Source organism: Salinivibrio sp. MA440 (genome assembly GCF_001996265.1).
In the GTDB taxonomy this organism is placed as follows: domain Bacteria; phylum Pseudomonadota; class Gammaproteobacteria; order Enterobacterales; family Vibrionaceae; genus Salinivibrio; species Salinivibrio costicola.
On sequence record NZ_MUFI01000040.1, the window covers coordinates 23,119 to 40,476 of the forward strand.

Here is a 17,358-nt window from a genome sequence, read left to right on the forward strand (position 1 = left end):
AGGATGAGCAATGAACAACTTTGAGTTCTACAATCCCACACGTATCGTTTTTGGCGAAGGTAAAATTGCCGAGCTGGATCGGCTCATCCCAGCCGCAGCAAAAGTTTTGGTTCTTTTCGGTGGCCAGAGTGCACGCAAAACCGGCACCTTAGGTGAAGTTGAACAAGCACTTGGCGAGCGTCAATTTGGCCTGTTCAGTGGTATTGAGCCTAACCCACGCTACGACACGCTAATGAAAGCGGTCGAAAAAGTGCGTGAAGAAGGCTACGACTATCTGCTCGCTGTCGGCGGTGGATCGGTGATCGACGGCACCAAATTTGTTGCAGCAGCAGCGAAATACGATGGCGATGCATGGGACATTCTCACCAGCATGGGCAGCAAAATCGAAGCCGCACTGCCATTTGGCACCGTGCTCACCTTGCCTGCTACTGGCTCAGAAATGAACAAGGGCTCGGTAGTCAATCGCGAGTCAATGCAAGCGAAATTGCCGTTTATGAGCGAATTGGTGTTTCCACAATTCTCAGTATTGGATCCGGTAAAAACCTATACCTTACCTATCCGTCAAGTCGGCAACGGTGCCGTTGATGCGTTTGTTCACGTGGTTGAGCAATACCTCACTTATCCAGCTAACGCACCGGTACAAGACAGATTCGCCGAAGGCCTGCTACAAACCTTGATCGAGCTTGGCCCACAAGCGCTGGAAACCCCGGAAGATTACAACATCCGTGCCAGCTTGATGTGGACCGCGACTCTCGCGCTGAATGGTTTGATTGGCGTGGGTGTACCACAAGATTGGTCAACCCATATGCTTGGTCACGAGCTGACTGCCCAACATGGTTTGGACCATGCACAAACCCTCGCGGTTGTGTTGCCGGCAATGTTGAATGAGAAGTTTGAGCAAAAACAAGCCAAGCTCGCACAATTTGCTGAGCGTGTCTGGCATATTGAGCAAGGCAGCGAAGCAGAAAAGGCTCAACAAGCGATTGAGAAAACCCGCGATTTCTTTGAGCGCATGAACGTGAAAACACGCATGAGCGACTATGACTTGGACGAAAGCGCGATTGAACCATTGATTGAAAGCTTAACTCAGCACGGCATGACTCAGCTCGGTGAGCACGGCGATGTGACCCCGGATGTTTGCCGCCGCGTGCTGCAAGCCGCGCTTTAATTCCCGTACTGAATAAGGGAGGACACACATGTCATCACCAATGAACCAACGTTTTGTTCTTGCATCGCGCCCCGTAGGGGCGCCTACTGCAGAGAACTTTCGCTTAGAAGAAGTGGATATTCCTGCTCTCGGCAACCATGACGTTTTAATTGAAAACCACCACTTATCTATCGACCCATACATGCGCGGTCGTATGAGTGATGCAAAATCGTACGCCGAGCCGGTGGCAATTGATGGCCTAATGGTCGGTGCTACCGTGGGTAAAGTGCTGGAGTCTAACCATGCCGATTACCACCCGGGTGATTGGGTACTCGCTTACAAAGGTTGGGAAACGCATTCAGTTGTAAACGGCGATACGCTGATCAAACTCAATCCGGATCTGGCGCCGGTTTCTTACGCGCTCGGTATCTTAGGGATGCCAGGCTTTACCGCTTACATGGGCTTACTGGATATTGGCCAGCCCCAAGAAGGCGATACCCTAGTGGTTGCGGCGGCAACCGGTCCCGTCGGCGCAACCGTTGCGCAAATTGGTAAGCTAAAAGGTTGCCACGTAGTAGCGATTGCCGGTGGCGAAGAAAAATGTCAATACGCACGTGAAAACCTCAACGTTGACGCCTGTATCGACCACAAAGCAGACAACTTTGCCGAGCAACTCGCTGAAGCCTGCCCTCAAGGCATTGATATCTATTTTGAAAACGTCGGGGGCAAAGTGTTTGATGGTGTAATGCCACTGCTCAACACCGGTGCTCGCATTCCAGTGTGTGGATTGGTGTCACAGTACAACAACACTGCCTTGCCCGATGGCCCAGATCGCCTCTCACAGTTGATGGGCACCATCTTGGTTAAGCGCTTAACCATCAAAGGTTTTATTATCTTTGATGACTATGCGCACCGCTACCCTGAGTTCGCGCATGATATGGCCAAATGGGTCGGCGAAGGCCAAATTCATTACCGTGAACACGCGGTGGATGGCTTTGAGCAAGCGCCGCAAGCACTGATTGATGTGCTAGAAGGCCGTAACTTCGGCAAGATGGTCGTCAATATCAAATAAAGCTCGCACGCTTTATTTCGCAATACCGAAAACCCTGCCTCCCCCTTAGCGATGGATAGCTAAGGGGGTTTTTATATGCTTATTACGTGTACTTTTTCACATATGCTTTTTCTCACCACATAAATGCACACTGAGGGCTACACTGATGAGAGATGGCTTAATCATCATTGCTGAGCTTAGATAATACTGGCAGTAATAGGCGATCTGTGCGCACGGCAGCCAATCGAGAAGAAAGGATGTATCTCCAATGCCCACTCCTACCCCAACAATCCGTCACCAAATTGCTTTCGGTCTCGCGCTTGTTCTCGTCATGGCGCTACTCACAATCTTTGCGGTGGTCGAATGGAAAGTAAAGCCCGATCTGATTGACCAGCGACACCAAAAAATCGCCATAAGCCAGCATGGTCTCTTGGACTTGCTCGATGCCAAACTCGGACAGATCGAACTGTTAACCAGTACGATCGCCTTAAAGGGCACCAACCTTCCTAAAGACGAAGCGCTATTCCGCAGCCTCTTTCCCCCGATCTTTAACAATCATGGCGATCCCACAATTGCCGGTGGGGGGATCTGGCCGGAGCCCAACACCTTCACACCGGGCGTAGAACGACGTAGTTTTTTTTGGGGCCGCACAGGACCCGATATGGAATACTATGATGATTACAACAACCCTGATGGCAAGGGTTACCATAATGAACGCTGGTACCTAGCAGGAAAACAAGCACCTATCGATCGCTGCCGTTGGTCCAACGCTTATATCGACCCGTTTACCAAAGAATCCATGATTACCTGTACCGTGCCTATGAAAGAAAACGATCGCTTTGTTGGGGTGGCAACGGTCGACATGAAGCTGAGCGGCATTGCCGACATTCTGTCTCGTTATGGCAAAGAAAACGATGGCTATGTGTTCGCCTTGGACGCTGATAACAAAGCGATAAGCTTCCCCGAAGTAGCGGTAAGATTTAATCCTTATCGAAATACGCTGCGAACGGTTACCGAGTTAGAGCAAGCGCTCCCTTGGCTACAAGAAGCGTTGCAGGCAAGTCAATCTCTCCAAGATAGTCAACTGATCACGATAAAGAACGACGGCGTGCTAAACGAAGCCGCTTACGTTCATATTATTAAATACCCTCAAACCGATTGGGTGATCGGTCTCGTCGTGCCCAAAAGCAAAATGACAGCGGCTGCCGATAGCATGGGACTGTTCCTGATGTTCGCCATTGGCGGGCTGTTGCTCGTTGTGGGAATTATCGCCGCGATTACCGCTCGCAACCTATTAGGTAAAATTCAACAGACCACCCAGCAAATCCGAGAGCTCATTGAAGGTGAAACCACCCAAGAGTTGGCGGTAGGTAAGATGAACGAGGTAGGCGAATTGCGCCAAGCCGTTAACGCGTACGGTGAAAAACTTAAGTCACTACTTAGACGACTCGAAGCGATTCAAGAGGAATTGGTTCAGAATGAAAAGTTGGCATCACTCGGCTCGTTGGTCTCTGGCGTGGCGCATGAGTTGAATACACCCATCGGTAACGCCCGGATGTCTTCCACCTCGATACTCGATACCAAACACGAATTCGTTCACAAACTCGAGCAGCCAATCACCCGCGACGACCTCGATCAGTTTCTCAACCATGTTGAAGACGGGACACGTATTATTGAACGTAATATGTTACGGGCCTCCGAATTAATTCGTGCCTTTAAGCAACTCGCGGTGGATCAAACCAGTGACCACAGACGCGACTTTGAACTACATCTGTTGATGAACGAAGTCCTTCTCTCGATGCGACCGACACTTCAGCGCGCGCCGCACCAGCTCGAAGTCGCTATTCCAGCGGGTATTCTGCTTAACAGCTACCCGGGTGCACTCACCCAAACGTTGATCAACTTAATCAATAATGCGTTAATTCATGCGTTTATCGGGCGTGACGCTGGGCACATACACGTCATAGCCACCATGGCGACAACCGAGAGTGTGAGTATCCGCATACACGATGATGGCGCAGGAATGACGCCCGAAGTACAAAAACGTATTTTTGATCCCTTTTACACCACCCGACTCGGGCAAGGTGGGTCGGGGCTTGGTTTGCATATCACCTTCAACCTCGTCACCGGCATCCTCGGTGGTCGCATTGAGGTACAAAGTGAGCCCGAACACGGTAGCTGCTTCACCATTACCCTGCCGCTTATCGCCCCCGAACGCGCCCTACCCAACAGTGAGGGCGCGTCGTGAATTGCGCGGATATGGCGCTATTCAACGCTGAGCTGATCCGCTGTGGGTAATGCAGTCATTGCCCCTTTTTCTGTTGTAGCCAGCGCGCCACAACGGTTGCCTTGGCGCACTGCCTTGGTGACTGCTTCTGGTGTCTGCCACTCAGGCAACTGGGCGAGCGCAGCAAGCAAACCGCCCATAAACGCATCACCTGCGCCTGTGGTATCCACCACGTTTGCCGGTGTGGTCGGCACCTGCCAAACAGTATGGTTGAACGCGACGCGGGCACCTTCACTGCCCTGTGTCACCACCCACAAAGACACATTCGGTGCGCGCTCAGATAATGCGGCTAACCCTGCTTTCACAGAGTTATTTTCAGTGCGTAGGTGCTTAGTGAGTATGACAAGCTCATCATCAGACACCTTAACCACATCCGCCAACGGCAAGGCTTGCCACACAATCTCTAACATCTGTGATTCACTTTGCCAAAGATCATCACGCAAATTAGGATCAAAGCTGACAAAGCCACCATTTTCACGACATGCTTGCATCGCGCCGAGTGTAGCAGAGCGTGATGGCTCGTTCGCAAGGGCAATGGAGCAAGCATGCAACCACTGCCCTTCTTCGAACAATGGGAAGTCGTACGGCTGAACAAACTGGTCGGCACTGGGCTTAACCATAAAGGTGAAGCTTCGTTCACCATGATCATCCAGCTCGACTAATACAGTTGAGGTACGTTGCGCCTCGTCGCGATGCATAAACGCAATGTCCACACCTTCATTTGCTAAGGTAGTCTGCATAAAACGACCAAGCGGATCGCCACCAACGCGGCCAATAAAGCCTGTTTGTCCACCAAGTCGACTGACTGCCACGGCGACGTTAGCCGGGGCACCACCTGGACATTTCAGGTAGTGATGCTCGCCATCAGGGATCAAATCCACCACGGCATCACCGGTAACCCATACCTTGCTCATTACGCTTGCTCCTCGTTCAAGACTCGATTACGCCGCCGCAGCTTGTGCGTATTTTTTACGGGCGCCCAATACATAAGTTACGGAAAACGCAACAACAAAGGCAATCGCCATACCAATGATATAAGGCACCACACCGTCAGGGCGAATGGAGATGATCCCTGGTAGACCCGCTGCGCCCAACGCTTGTGCTTTCACTTTAAAGAAGGTGACAAAAGCCCCCGCACAGGTCGCACCTGCAAGCGCACCAATAAACGGATAACGGTATTTAAGGTTAATACCAAACATCGCAGGCTCAGTGATCCCGAGCAGTGCTGTCACCCCTGCAGGCATCGCAATCCCTTTCGCTTTGACGTCCACGGTTTTTAGCCCAAACGCTAAACAGGCTGCACCTTGCGCCACATTCGACATCGCCGCGATAGGGAAAATAAAGGTACCGCCAGTGACTGCAATATCGGCCAATAATTGAGTTTCAATCGCGATAAAGCTGTGGTGCATCCCGGTGATCACAAAAGGTGCATACACAAAGCCAAACAAAGCACCGCCAATCATCCCTGCGGATTCATAGACCCAGTTCAGACCATCGCCGAGCAAAAAGCCGAGCTCTCGTGTAAACGGGCCTACCAAGGTAAAGGTGATCAGTCCGGTAATAAAAATCGCCAGCAAGGGGGTCAGCAAGTTATCCAACACTGAGGGAATAATGCGACGTAACCCTTGCTCCACTTGTGCGAGAATATAGGTTGCAACCAGCACCGGCAGCACCGACCCTTGATAACCGACTTTTTCGATCTCAAAGCCAAAGATTTCCCACACCGGGATATCTCCAGACACTGCCGCACCACCAAAGCCCCAGCCATTAAGCAAGTCTGGGTGAACCATTAACATGCCTAACGCGGCCCCCAAAAAGGGGTTAGCACCAAACTTTTTACTCGCAGAAAACGCAAGCAGTACAGGTAAGAACACAAATGGCGCATTAGCGAACGTATTGATCATACTGGCCAGATCACCCATTTGTGGGTAGGCCTCAATCAAGGACTTGCCATCGATAATCAAACCTGGCGCGGTGAGGATGTTGAAAATCCCCATCAACAGACCACCGGCGACAATGGCTGGAATAATGGGAACAAAAATGTCTGACAGCCCTTTTACCGCACGTTGTAGCCAATTTTGTTTCTCGGCACCGGCGGCAGCGACGTCTTTCGACGACATATCTGACTGACCCGTCAATTTGCTGAACTCAGCATAAACATTATTGACAATGCCCGAGCCGAAAATGATCTGTAACTGACCACTGACTTGGAACTGCCCTTTCACACCTTCAATTGATTCAATCGCGCTTAAATCCGCGAGGCTATCATCATGAAGTGCGAGTCTTAGCCGCGTGGCACAATGTGCCGCCGCTGCGATATTTTCTTTTCCACCCAGTTTATCGAGTAGTTGTTGTGCTATTTTTTGGTAGTTCATGGCTACTTCCCCTGCACGCTCTCACTGTCTTTGCCACCGTCGCTATTTTTTCTAATGTGGCCGTCACACGTTCCACACTTTCGGGAACGATCCCGAAAATAATGAGCTGAATCCTTTAATCCATCAAGTATCAGGGATTATGGCTGTGATACCGATCAGTAAATCATGGTTCACCCCCTGCCATAAATGTGATATTTATCACTAAAAAAAGGGAGTTTGGATAGGTTTGTTTGCAAAGGAGCACTAAATGCACCGATGATGATGCGCTAAGCAAAGGAGAACTCATGGCTAGCTTGAATGATGTCGCCCGTTTGGCGGGTGTTTCCAAATCAACCGTGTCACGCGTAATTAACCAAGAATATGGCGTGAAACCAGCGACCATTGAAAAAGTGAACCGCGCCATCGAGCAATGCGGCTATGTCGTTAACCAAATCGCTAAGGATTTAAAATCCAATAAAACTAACCTTATCGGTGTCATTGTCCCACGAGTGTCATCCCACGCCATGTCAGCCAGTGTCGATGGCCTGAGTCATGTGTTTGATCAAAAAGGGAAACAAGTGCTTTTGGCTAACACTCGCCAGGACGATCAGCGTATTTGTCATTATCTCGATTTATTCAACCAAAAACGCGTAGAAGGGATCCTACTGTTTGCATCGACACTCAACCCCGCCTTGGTCCAAGCAATTAAGCGCTCGAGTGCACCAGTCGTGGTGATTGGTCAAGATGGCTCTCCTTACAGCATCCCCAGCGTGATTCATGATGATTACCGGGTTGGCTTTTGCGCCGGCGAGCAACTGATTAAAGCCGGTTGTCAACGTATCGGATTCCTAGGTGTGCAAGCCGCAGACATCGCGGTTGATCAGCAGCGCTATCAAGGACTTGAGAATGCGTTGACCACACTCAGTCAAACCGAACCTTTATTCCATTATCAAGGGCAATTCTCGATTCAATCTGGCCATGTCGCGATGACCGCTATGCTCGATCAATATCCAGAGACAGACGGCGTTTTTTGCGCCACCGACCGTATTGCTATTGGTGCCATCCAAGCCCTACAAACACATGGGATCACACCGGGTCACACTGTGAAACTGATTGGTGTGGGTGATGATGAGCTTGCACACGTAGTATCACCGAGCCTATCCACCTTTAACTATGCCTTTGATGCGGCAGGTGAAAGCGGCGCAAAAATGTTGCTTGAATTACTGGAAACGGGACAAAGCCATGTCTCTAAATTAGTGATGGGATTTAACTACGTTAGCCGTGACACCTGCCCCTAAAAAGGCGATATGTTAAGCAGAAGAGGTAAATTCCACTTGCACTCTTACCCTCTTATTCGCTATTTTTGGAACGTTCCCGAAAATAGCATTGGTACGGATAGATGGAAATAACCCCAGCAAGCTTGGTTGATGCGTGCGGTGGCGCAGATAATCTGCGCCGCGTATTGCGTCATCAAGACAAAATAATCATTGAGCTCATTGAGCTTGAGCGCGTAAACCAAGAAGCCCTTTCAATCAATACGATTGACCATTCGCTGCGCCAAATCACACTTGCTCACCCCGTGAATCAGAACACACTGACGGCTCTGGGACGCCTTATCGATTACAACCTGCGTGAACAAGCCGCGCCCTGCTACGCTTCAATCAGCAAGACAGACTTCCATCGTCCAACTTGGCATATCAGTCCACCCCAAGGGCTGCTCAATGACCCCAATGGTTTTATCTATTTTCAAGGGCACTATCACCTTTTCTATCAGTGGTATCCTTTTGCCTGCGAGCACAAAGACAAATTTTGGGTGCATTTAATCAGCCCTGATGGGGTGCAATGGCGCAGCGCGCCCCTTGGTCTTACCCCCAGCGATTGGTATGACAGTCACGGGGTGTTTTCGGGTCACGCCATGGTAATAAACGACGCCTTATGGCTTTATTACACCGGCAACACCCGTATTGGCCCTGAGCGCCTACGCCAAACCACCCAGTGTGTGGCTCGGTCAACCGATGGCATTCACTTTGAAAAGCTTGGGCCAGTGATTGATGCCCCACCTGCTGGCGTCACCGAACATATTCGCGATCCCAAAGTCATTTATGATGGCGAACACTACCGGATGTTACTTGGCGCACAGCGTGAAGACAAAATAGGTCGCCTGGCGCAGTATTCCTCCATTGATGGCCTGCATTGGCGCTACGACGGATTGAGTGGCGACAGCTTCGGCGACCATGGCTATATGTGGGAATGTCCCGATCTGTTCCCATTAAACGACCAATGGCTGTGTATCCTCTGCCCACAAGGCAGCACAGCGCCAACGCCCGATCACCACGTGCCTCACCATAATGGTTACGCCAAAGCCACACTAGAAGCAGACGGCATCAAACTTGATGACTGGCAGATACTGGATCATGGGTTTGATTTTTATGCGCCACAGACAGCTCAGACCCCTGACAATAAGCGCATGCTAATAGCTTGGATGGGTCTCCCAGACGAGGTGGATCAACCCAGTCAAAGTGCGGGCTGGTTGCATCAGTTAACCTGTCCACGTGAGTTACGCTGGGAAAATGGGCAAATTTATCAGCGTCCAGCGACCGCACTGCAACGCCTCAGAGGTCCTCAGCAACTTTTAGTGATTCGCACCGAGAGCGACGCGACCTCCGTGGATTTGGGCACCAAGCAATTTGAGCTCAGTACCAGTCTACCCATTCCAAAAAGCGGACAATACACTCTGTATTTTCACAGTCGCAGTGGCATTGCTTCTCATGCGACATCGACGGAGCCGTCTGGTTGTGCCCTCACCATTGACGGCAACAATCGCACCCTAACGCTTGATAGAAGTACAAGCCTCGCCACGGAAGGAGACACCCGTCGCTGTATTCACTTGCCTGAGCAGTTGGAAGAGTTACCGCTACAAGTCCTCGCCGATACCAGCTCATTAGAGTTTTTTATCAGTAATGGCCAATGGACAATGACTAGTCGTTATTTCAGCGCTACCGACGCGACCTTTCTTGCTGTGACACGCGATCATCACGATGTCCCCCTACCAAAGGAGATTGATTGGTATGCGTTAAAGAAGGCGAGTGTGGGTTAAATCGATAAGAGAAAATAGAAAATGAACCCCCTAACTAAACAGGTTAGGCGACTTGGTTGAAGAGGCGCTTGTCACGATCAACGAATATGTTCCAAGTAAAAGCTGATTTAGCAATTTCAATTAATCCAACGCAATATCGACAGGGATGTTTTTTGTTGTATTGGTTACACTGTTACAACTGATTGTTCAGCTAAGCATGATATGGAAATAGAAGAAATTTATCGTCGAGATTTAAATTTGCTCGTCGCGTTGCGTATTTTAATTGAAGAGCTCAGCGTAAGCCGAGCAGCGGCGCGTTTAAACGTAAGCCAATCCGCAATGAGCCGCGTATTAGGGCGATTACGAGAGTTACTCGCAGATCCCTTGTTTACCCGCCAAGGGCAACATCTTATCCCAACAGAAAAAGCCCTATCCGTAAATCGTGCACTGGATCAACCACTCGCATCTTTTCAGCAGTTGTTATCACCACTTGATTTTAATCCTATGTGTTGCGAGCAGACGTTTACGATTGCAACAACCGATTATGCGATGCAAACCATCTTGCCATTTGCGCTTCCACGTCTCTATCAAGAAGCCCCGAATATCGCATTTGAGTTTTTGCCGCTTCAAAATGAACGACTAAAAGAGCAACTCACCTATGGCCGGGCAGATCTCGCGATATGTCGGCCTAGTCATCCCGAGGCCTTGTTACAGCATGAAACACTCGGGCGAGTAGGTGTGCTATGCCTTTTATCAAAACAGCATCCACTTGCCGATCAGCGTATGACGCTGGATGACTATCTGCAATTTCCTCATGCGATGATCGCAATCAGTGATGGTGTAAAAGCGCTAATTGAAAGCGCATTAGAGGATAAACCCGCACGAAGAATGGTACTTAGGGCGTATCATTTAGAGGCCGCCTTAGCGATTATCGACACCGTACCACTCATTATCACAGTACCGGCCGACTTAGCCTTCTTGGTGTCCGATCGTTACGATCTGGTGGTGAAATCACTCCCCTTTCATTTTACACCGTTCGATTACTCGATGATTTGGCACCCACGCTGTGAACATTCACCCGCACAGGAGTGGTTGCGAGGTATCCTCAAAGAAGAGTGTGGGAAACTGATTGCTAAACGTGTTAAAGACATTAAATTGGACGAGGTAAGGCCCTAGTGGACCTTACCTCTTTTTTAACGCGCTTGATTAAAGCTTGATGACAGTACGGCCAGATACTTGGCCATTAATAATTTTCTCGGCAAAATCAGGCGTTTCGTTTAGGGTAATTTCATTGCACGCTTGCTCAAAGTAACTCGCCGGTAATAGCGACGCGAGTTGCTCCCACGCAGCAATACGTTTTTCACGCGGGCAGCTAACGGAATCAATTCCTTGCAAGCACACATTTCGTAGAATAAATGGCATGACAGTGGTTGGCAGATCAAAGCCACCCGCTAATCCACAGGCAGCCACTGTGCCACCGTAATTCATTTGGCTGAGGACTTTCGCTAAAACCTGGCTACCCACGGTATCAATAGCGCCGGCCCAGCATTGTTTTTCTAACGGTCGAGGCGGCTCTTCCATAGAACTACGCTCAATGATTTGACTGGCACCCAGTGTTTTCAGTAACGACTCATTTTGTTCCACGCGACCTGTCACCGCTGCAACTTCGAAGCCTAATTGCGCTAATAAGGTCACAGCGACCGAGCCGACACCACCACTGGCGCCGGTCACGAGAACAGGGCCATTACCAGGCTGGACGCCCGCATCACGCAAAGCTTGAACACAGAGCATGGCGGTTAATCCGGCAGTACCCACCATCATGGATTGTTTTGGAGTTAGCTTCTCGCAAAGAGGAACAAGCCAATCTGCCTTTAGCCTTGCTTTCTGCGCCATCCCTCCCCAGTGGTTTTCGCCAACGCCCCAACCCGTGAGTACCACAGCATCGCCCGCTTGGTAGCGAACGTCGTCAGACGCCAGTACCCGTCCAACAAGATCAACGCCCGGTACCATCGGAAAGTGCCGGATGATCTTGCCTTTACCAGTAATCGCTAAGCCGTCTTTATAATTGAGCGACGAGTAATCAACAGCAACAAGCACCTCTCCGTTAGGAAGTTGTGACTCATCGAGTTGCTCGATATGTGAAATAGTTTGCTTGTTTTCTTGCTTGAGGACGAGGGCTTCAAACATATCAGTCTCCTAGACGATACCAATGGTTAATGACTCCCAGTCTAGCGCTGACTTGCCCATGATCTAAATGAAACTTTATCATGATGTCTATGCGCTTAAGTCATAATACGTTTACTTTACGATCAGCCTAAATTTCTGTTGAAGCTTCCTCTCAATAGGCTACTATCACGACGTCACTATCTACCGATATTCATTTTCTCGTATTAATGAAGGGGAACCTATGCTGCTAGCAACACTTGCGATTATCGCTGGATTTGCGTTGTTGGTATGGAGTGCCGACAGATTTGTCGACGGCGCGGCTGCGAGTGCTCAGTACGCCAACGTGCCTCCTTTATTAATCGGCATGTTGGTGGTCGGGTTTGGCACATCCGCGCCAGAAATGGTGGTTTCGGCGATGGCCGCGATGGATGGCAACCCGGCGTTAGCGCTGGGCAATGCGATAGGCTCTAACATCGTCAATATCACCTTAATTCTCGGGGTCACCACGCTGATCGCCCCGATTGCGGTGCATTCCACCATTGTCCGTAAAGAATTACCGATTCTTCTCGTCGTCACTTTGGCGGTTGGCGCCATGCTATGGAATTATGCCATTAGCTTTACCGAAGCCTTGATCTTAATCGGTGGATTTTTACTGCTGGTTGGATGGTCCATCAAGCATGCTATGCAAACCAATGACGATCCGCTCGCGCAGGAGGTGAATGCCGAGCTAACCAATCAACCACTTTCTAGAAAACAGGCGTTGATATGGCTGGTGATTGGCCTAGTGCTGCTGATTATTAGCTCGCGGATTTTGGTATGGGGCGCGGTTGAAATCGCGCAACAACTTGGCGTGAGTGATTTGATTGTTGGCCTAACCATCGTCGCCCTCGGCACTTCCCTCCCTGAATTGGCAGCGTCTATCATCGCTGCCCGCAAAGGCGAACACGATATCGCCGTGGGCAACGTGGTCGGCTCGAACATGTTCAATGCGCTGGCCGTGATTGGTATCGCCGGCCTTATCGAGCCCATTAACGAGATTGGTAGAGAAGTCTTCTGGCGAGATTGGATGGTGATGCTGGCTGTGACCGTATTGCTGATTTTGGTCTCTGTTCGCTTTGGCAAGACACGCGAAATTAACCGCGCGGAAGGGGTATTACTGCTCGCCTGCTATGTGGGTTACACCAGCATGCTGGTTTATGCGACGCACTCCGCTTAATGCTTAAAAGTGAAAGCGATTAAGAGCCAAGCACCTGCTGATTTCACACATAGTTACACAACAAGGCGCTGTAACGCTTTACATCAATCGCGACTAGATGAACACTACGTGGCACAGTACAATGGCAGCTCATGTCGCGTAGAGTCAGTAAAATACTATGAGTAACACGACGGCGAAGAAGCCGAGTCCCCTGTTTGAAATCCTGTTCAACGTTTTTATCCCCTCGATCATCCTGATGAAGTTGAGCGGAGATGAATACCTAGGCACAGCCACGGCATTGGTCGTCGCTTTGGCGTTTCCTCTCATATACGGCGGGATGGATCTGGTCCGCAACCAGAAATTCAATTTTATCGCTGCACTTGGCTTTATCAGCGTGTTACTGACAGGCGGTATTGGCTTGTTGGAGCTAGATACGCGTTGGTTAGCCTTAAAAGAGGCGCTGATCCCGGGCCTCATCGGTTTAACCGTATTGGGCTCAACCTTTACCCGCTACCCACTGATGCAAAAGTTAATATTGAATGACACCGTGCTCAACCTCTCGTTGATTAATCAGCGTTTAAAAGAGAATGGTCAATCCTCAGCCTTTGAACGTTGTCTGATGCGGTCTAACTATCTATTCGCCAGCACCTTTGCGTTTTCATCAGCGATGAATTACTTCCTGGCGACTTGGATCGTGACCAGCCCTGCGGGAACGCCCGCCTTTAATGAAGAGCTGGGTAAGATGACGCTATACAGTTATCCGATGATTGCTATCCCTAGCATGTTGATGATGTTCGGTATTTTCTATTACATTTGGCGTCAGGTACGCGCGATGACATCGCTAGAAACAGAGCAAATCTTCCACCTCAAATAACAACCCTGACACGCCTTACTTTGCCCCCGGCGCTGGGCGTTTCGGCTTTGTTTGAAACTGCTTAATGCTCTTTTTCGCATTCGTGCGTCGGTTGGCTTTCTTGTCGCGAGGAGCGCGTTTGCTTTCCCCTATCGATGGTTTGTCTGTCACCGGAAAACCGTCCAGCTCTTGCACCGGCAATGCTCTTTGCGTGAGTTGACGAATGGCGTTCAGTGCGTCCATTTCGCCATGACACACCAAAGACATAGCCACACCTTGTTCACCAGCACGAGCAGTGCGCCCCACGCGGTGAATATAGGTCTCGGCGTGCATGGGCAATTCAACATTAATCACCACCGGTAAGTGTTCAATGTGAATGCCACGCGCTAATAGATCGGTGGCGATCAACACGTTGATTTGGCCAGATTTGAATTGCGCCAGGGCTTGCTCTCGCTCGGTTTGAACTTTATTGCCATGAAGTGCACTGGCCGAGATGCCCGCTTTGTTGAGCTTTTTCGCCAAGCCATCGGCATTTTCTTTCGCTCCCACAAACACCAACACCTGCGGCCAAGCATGCTGCTTGATGCATTCAATCAAGGCTTTCGCTTTGCTACCTTTGTTGACCAAGTAAAATGTTTCAGTGACCTCTTGATTGGTGCTGTTTTCTTGATGCGCGGCGAGCTGTTTTGGCGCAACCATTAGCTGGTTGGCTTTTTGCTTGAGCGCATCGGAAAACGTCGCTGAAAACATCGCAGTTTGGCGTTTACGTGCAGTTTGCATCGCAATATTTTGCACATCCGGCCAAAACCCCATATCGAGCAAACGATCCGCTTCATCCAAAATAAGATAATGTACCGTGCTCAAATCCAAACCATTATTGGCTAAATCTACCAAGCGCCCTGTCGTCGCCACAAAAATGTTGGGATTGTCCGCCAGTGCTTGTTGTTGCGCCGCTTTATCAACACCGCCACACAAGCAAATGGCACTGAGATCTAAGGCGCTACCCACTTGGTTGATCGCGTCACTGACCTGCATCGCCAGCTCACGCGTTGGCACTAAAATCAGCGCTTGATGCTGAGGGTTTGCGTTTAACGCTTCCAGCAAAGGCAAACCGTAGGCAAGCGTTTTGCCGCTACCGGTGTTTGCCAATGCCAATACATCATGACCGGCTAACAGCTCTGGGATCGCCAACGCTTGAATGGCCGTTGGTTTTTTAAACGCGGTGGGCAGTGCGTGAAGCAATGTAGAACACAAGGAGAGAGCAGAAAACGGCATGAACGAGACCTTTATTTAGCGGCAGCCAACATCACAAAGATGCGTGAAAACAGGGCGCGGACTGTACCACACTCTGCTCGATAACCTCGCCTATTTTAGATACTCACACCGCGTTTATTCATTTCCACCCTTGACGCCACTTCTCATCATTTTTGAGCTCACGCCAGTCAATCGGATACTCTTTTTTCGATAGCACCGACTCGAGCACGCATAACACCACCACACCGTCTTCATCATACTCGACGTCGGAGACCAAAAAGTGCTTCTCGCGATGGATGGGTTTGACCGCCGTCCACTTGCTATTACGTAACTTGGCTGGATTGATTTGATTCACGCTCACCCCGTTAGATATTGATTCGGTTAAAAATAACGATACCCAGTACGAACGTGGTTCGGTTTGGTTCAGTGGTTGGGGTTGGTGCGGCCTCTCACGGGTACAACTCCACGCTCCTGCGTGGGAACAGACCAAGTCCAGCGGATTCCTAATTATATTATTATGAACGTGATTGATTAGACCAGCATCCTATACAAAAAGGAACTCCCAGACTTGTAGTCAACCTTTTCAGCCTTGTGAAAGCCATTCCTTTCGTAAAACCTATGAGCGTCTGTGTTAAAAGTCGGAGTTTCTAGCTCAATATACATACCATGTGAAACCTGCCTTACTAGGTAATCAAGAACCATTTTACCCAGTCCTTGACGCTGATAGCTTGGTTCAACAAAAAGCCGAATAAGATTCAAGCGCTCTTCATCAACTGAAAAGTAAAAACCACCTACTACTTCTTTCGAACGTTTAATCACAAAGTAAAAGTAGCTTTCAAGGCATACTATTTGGTACTCAGTACTATCGAAACCCGGTGGACCAGCACCACATACTTTACGATCATTCGAAAAAGCAGATATTTGAATTTCTACTAGCCTTTCGATGTGATTTAAAGACGCTTTTTCAATGGAATACACTGTTTATCCCTGTAGTTCATAACGCCGCCAGCACGCGCGGCTTTGTAGTGAAGGCGAAGCCACAACGAAAAAGCCGTCGCTGTGCCTGGCCTTGTTAACTGCTACAGCAAATTATATTTGAACGAATGTCCATAGCGCCCCATTTCAGTGCCGCCGAAGTGCCTATCGGCAACATTGAATAACCTAGGGAGCTGCAATAGCTCACCTTCTGAGGCTTGCTGCTGATAAAGATGCAGCACCGATACATAGAGAGCCGCGATAGAGTTCAGGCAATTTTTTAGATTTGCTTTATCGAAATGCTCATGGCGGTGATGCTTTACTTTGTTGTGATCTTGCCACCAAAAGGGAGGATGATTATTCCCCCAGTCTATCCAAGGCTTCAAAGTCAGCCCATACCTTGGAAGAATCACTTCAAATTCCTGGAAGTTAGGCAATACAGTCAGTAACTCAGCTTGATAAGCATTAATTGAGCTTGCCTCACTGTCAGGATTCAACGCCTTGCATAGTTGTTTGAGAACAACATCGACCTCCGCACTCGCAGCCAAAAATAGTCTAGCAATCTCAATTGAGAATGCGTCATCGTTCGCAGAGAAATCCACAAAACGTCCAAGCCTATCTAGATCCTCTTCAATGGATAAGAAAAAGTTCCAATGGATCAATGTCTCTTGCCTTTGAATACCCACTTTACCTCCGGGCAGTTAACGCCCGCCTCAACTGCCAGAGGCAGATTGCAGGCGCTTGTTAGTTTTTCCACACGCCACGCTCATTAAACTTGAACTCTTCACGCTCTGTATGAATAGTAAAATCTAGATCAAAAATTGAACCAGATAACTTTTTAATAGAAGAATAAAGGAAACTTTGTGATGAGTGTTCCTTTCCAAGCTTTTTAAATAACCGATCTAAAATACTTTGTGTATTTCGATTGGAAACCCTAATTACTTTATCTCTTCCGCCATGTATATCATCAATCGTAAAATCAACAATCCTTGTTCTGAAG

General features: G+C 49.3%; 16 protein-coding genes. 8 read left to right on the top strand and 8 right to left on the bottom strand.

Features of this window, described 5'->3' with window-relative positions:
• Positions 1-10 precede the first annotated feature (10 nt).
• From BZG80_RS12215 to BZG80_RS12225, 3 genes are all read left to right on the top strand, one after another.
• Positions 11-1,168 (top strand): iron-containing alcohol dehydrogenase, encoded by a 1,158-nt coding sequence (locus BZG80_RS12215; RefSeq protein WP_021023422.1) that lies wholly within the window; start codon positions 11-13, stop codon positions 1,166-1,168.
• A gap of 28 nt (positions 1,169-1,196) precedes the next feature.
• The gene (locus tag BZG80_RS12220; protein WP_077460671.1) at positions 1,197-2,219 is read left to right on the top strand and encodes an NADP-dependent oxidoreductase; all 1,023 of its coding nucleotides are present in this window, start codon (positions 1,197-1,199) and stop codon (positions 2,217-2,219) included.
• 247 nt (positions 2,220-2,466) lie between these two features.
• Positions 2,467-4,446: a sensor histidine kinase gene (locus BZG80_RS12225; protein WP_077679466.1), complete on the top strand. Its 1,980-nt coding sequence runs from the start codon at positions 2,467-2,469 to the stop codon at positions 4,444-4,446.
• 17 nt (positions 4,447-4,463) lie between these two features.
• Here BZG80_RS12225 and BZG80_RS12230 read toward each other — a convergent pair whose 3' ends face one another.
• Both BZG80_RS12230 and BZG80_RS12235 read right to left on the bottom strand, forming a co-directional pair.
• Entirely contained in the window at positions 4,464-5,399 is a 936-nt protein-coding gene (locus tag BZG80_RS12230; RefSeq protein ID WP_077679467.1) for an aminoimidazole riboside kinase, read from the bottom strand.
• A gap of 27 nt (positions 5,400-5,426) precedes the next feature.
• Entirely contained in the window at positions 5,427-6,860 is a 1,434-nt protein-coding gene (locus BZG80_RS12235; RefSeq protein ID WP_021023418.1) for a sucrose-specific PTS transporter subunit IIBC, read from the bottom strand.
• Positions 6,861-7,144: 284 nt separating this feature from the next.
• On the opposite strand from BZG80_RS12235, the gene BZG80_RS12240 reads away from it, so the two are divergent.
• The 3 genes from BZG80_RS12240 (at position 7,145) to BZG80_RS12250 (ending at position 11,091) form a co-directional block, all read left to right on the top strand.
• Positions 7,145-8,137, top strand: a complete 993-nt coding sequence (locus BZG80_RS12240; RefSeq protein WP_077460941.1) for a LacI family DNA-binding transcriptional regulator — start codon at positions 7,145-7,147, stop codon at positions 8,135-8,137.
• A gap of 101 nt (positions 8,138-8,238) precedes the next feature.
• Positions 8,239-9,936: a glycoside hydrolase family 32 protein gene (locus tag BZG80_RS12245; RefSeq protein WP_077679468.1), complete on the top strand. Its 1,698-nt coding sequence runs from the start codon at positions 8,239-8,241 to the stop codon at positions 9,934-9,936.
• 201 nt (positions 9,937-10,137) lie between these two features.
• Positions 10,138-11,091, top strand: coding sequence for a LysR family transcriptional regulator (locus BZG80_RS12250; protein ID WP_077679469.1), 954 nt, complete (start codon positions 10,138-10,140; stop codon positions 11,089-11,091).
• A gap of 30 nt (positions 11,092-11,121) precedes the next feature.
• Here the strand turns inward: BZG80_RS12250 and acuI are convergent, their stop codons facing one another.
• Positions 11,122-12,102: an acrylyl-CoA reductase (NADPH) gene (gene acuI / locus BZG80_RS12255; protein ID WP_077679470.1), complete on the bottom strand. Its 981-nt coding sequence runs from the start codon at positions 12,100-12,102 to the stop codon at positions 11,122-11,124.
• 220 nt (positions 12,103-12,322) lie between these two features.
• Here acuI and BZG80_RS12260 point away from each other — a divergent pair, with 220 nt between their 5' ends.
• Together BZG80_RS12260 and BZG80_RS12265 are read left to right on the top strand one after the other, a co-directional pair.
• Positions 12,323-13,297, top strand: a complete 975-nt coding sequence (locus tag BZG80_RS12260; protein WP_077460939.1) for a calcium/sodium antiporter — start codon at positions 12,323-12,325, stop codon at positions 13,295-13,297.
• A 157-nt stretch (positions 13,298-13,454) separates the two neighbouring features.
• Positions 13,455-14,150, top strand: a complete 696-nt coding sequence (locus BZG80_RS12265) for a VC0807 family protein (RefSeq protein ID WP_077679471.1) — start codon at positions 13,455-13,457, stop codon at positions 14,148-14,150.
• 15 nt (positions 14,151-14,165) lie between these two features.
• Here BZG80_RS12265 and BZG80_RS12270 read toward each other — a convergent pair whose 3' ends face one another.
• The 5 genes from BZG80_RS12270 to BZG80_RS15910 form a co-directional block, all read right to left on the bottom strand.
• On the bottom strand, positions 14,166-15,404 hold the full coding sequence (locus BZG80_RS12270; protein WP_077679472.1) for a DEAD/DEAH box helicase: 1,239 nt from the start codon (positions 15,402-15,404) through the stop codon (positions 14,166-14,168).
• Positions 15,405-15,522: 118 nt separating this feature from the next.
• Positions 15,523-15,738, bottom strand: coding sequence for a TIGR02450 family Trp-rich protein (locus BZG80_RS12275; RefSeq protein ID WP_025744820.1), 216 nt, complete (start codon positions 15,736-15,738; stop codon positions 15,523-15,525).
• 176 nt (positions 15,739-15,914) lie between these two features.
• Positions 15,915-16,361 (bottom strand): GNAT family N-acetyltransferase, encoded by a 447-nt coding sequence (locus BZG80_RS12280; RefSeq protein WP_077679473.1) that lies wholly within the window; start codon positions 16,359-16,361, stop codon positions 15,915-15,917.
• Positions 16,362-16,462: 101 nt separating this feature from the next.
• Positions 16,463-17,044 (bottom strand): hypothetical protein, encoded by a 582-nt coding sequence (locus BZG80_RS12285; protein ID WP_077679474.1) that lies wholly within the window; start codon positions 17,042-17,044, stop codon positions 16,463-16,465.
• A gap of 58 nt (positions 17,045-17,102) precedes the next feature.
• On the bottom strand, positions 17,103-17,358 hold a 256-nt coding region (locus tag BZG80_RS15910; protein WP_158011552.1), incomplete at its 5' end, for a hypothetical protein.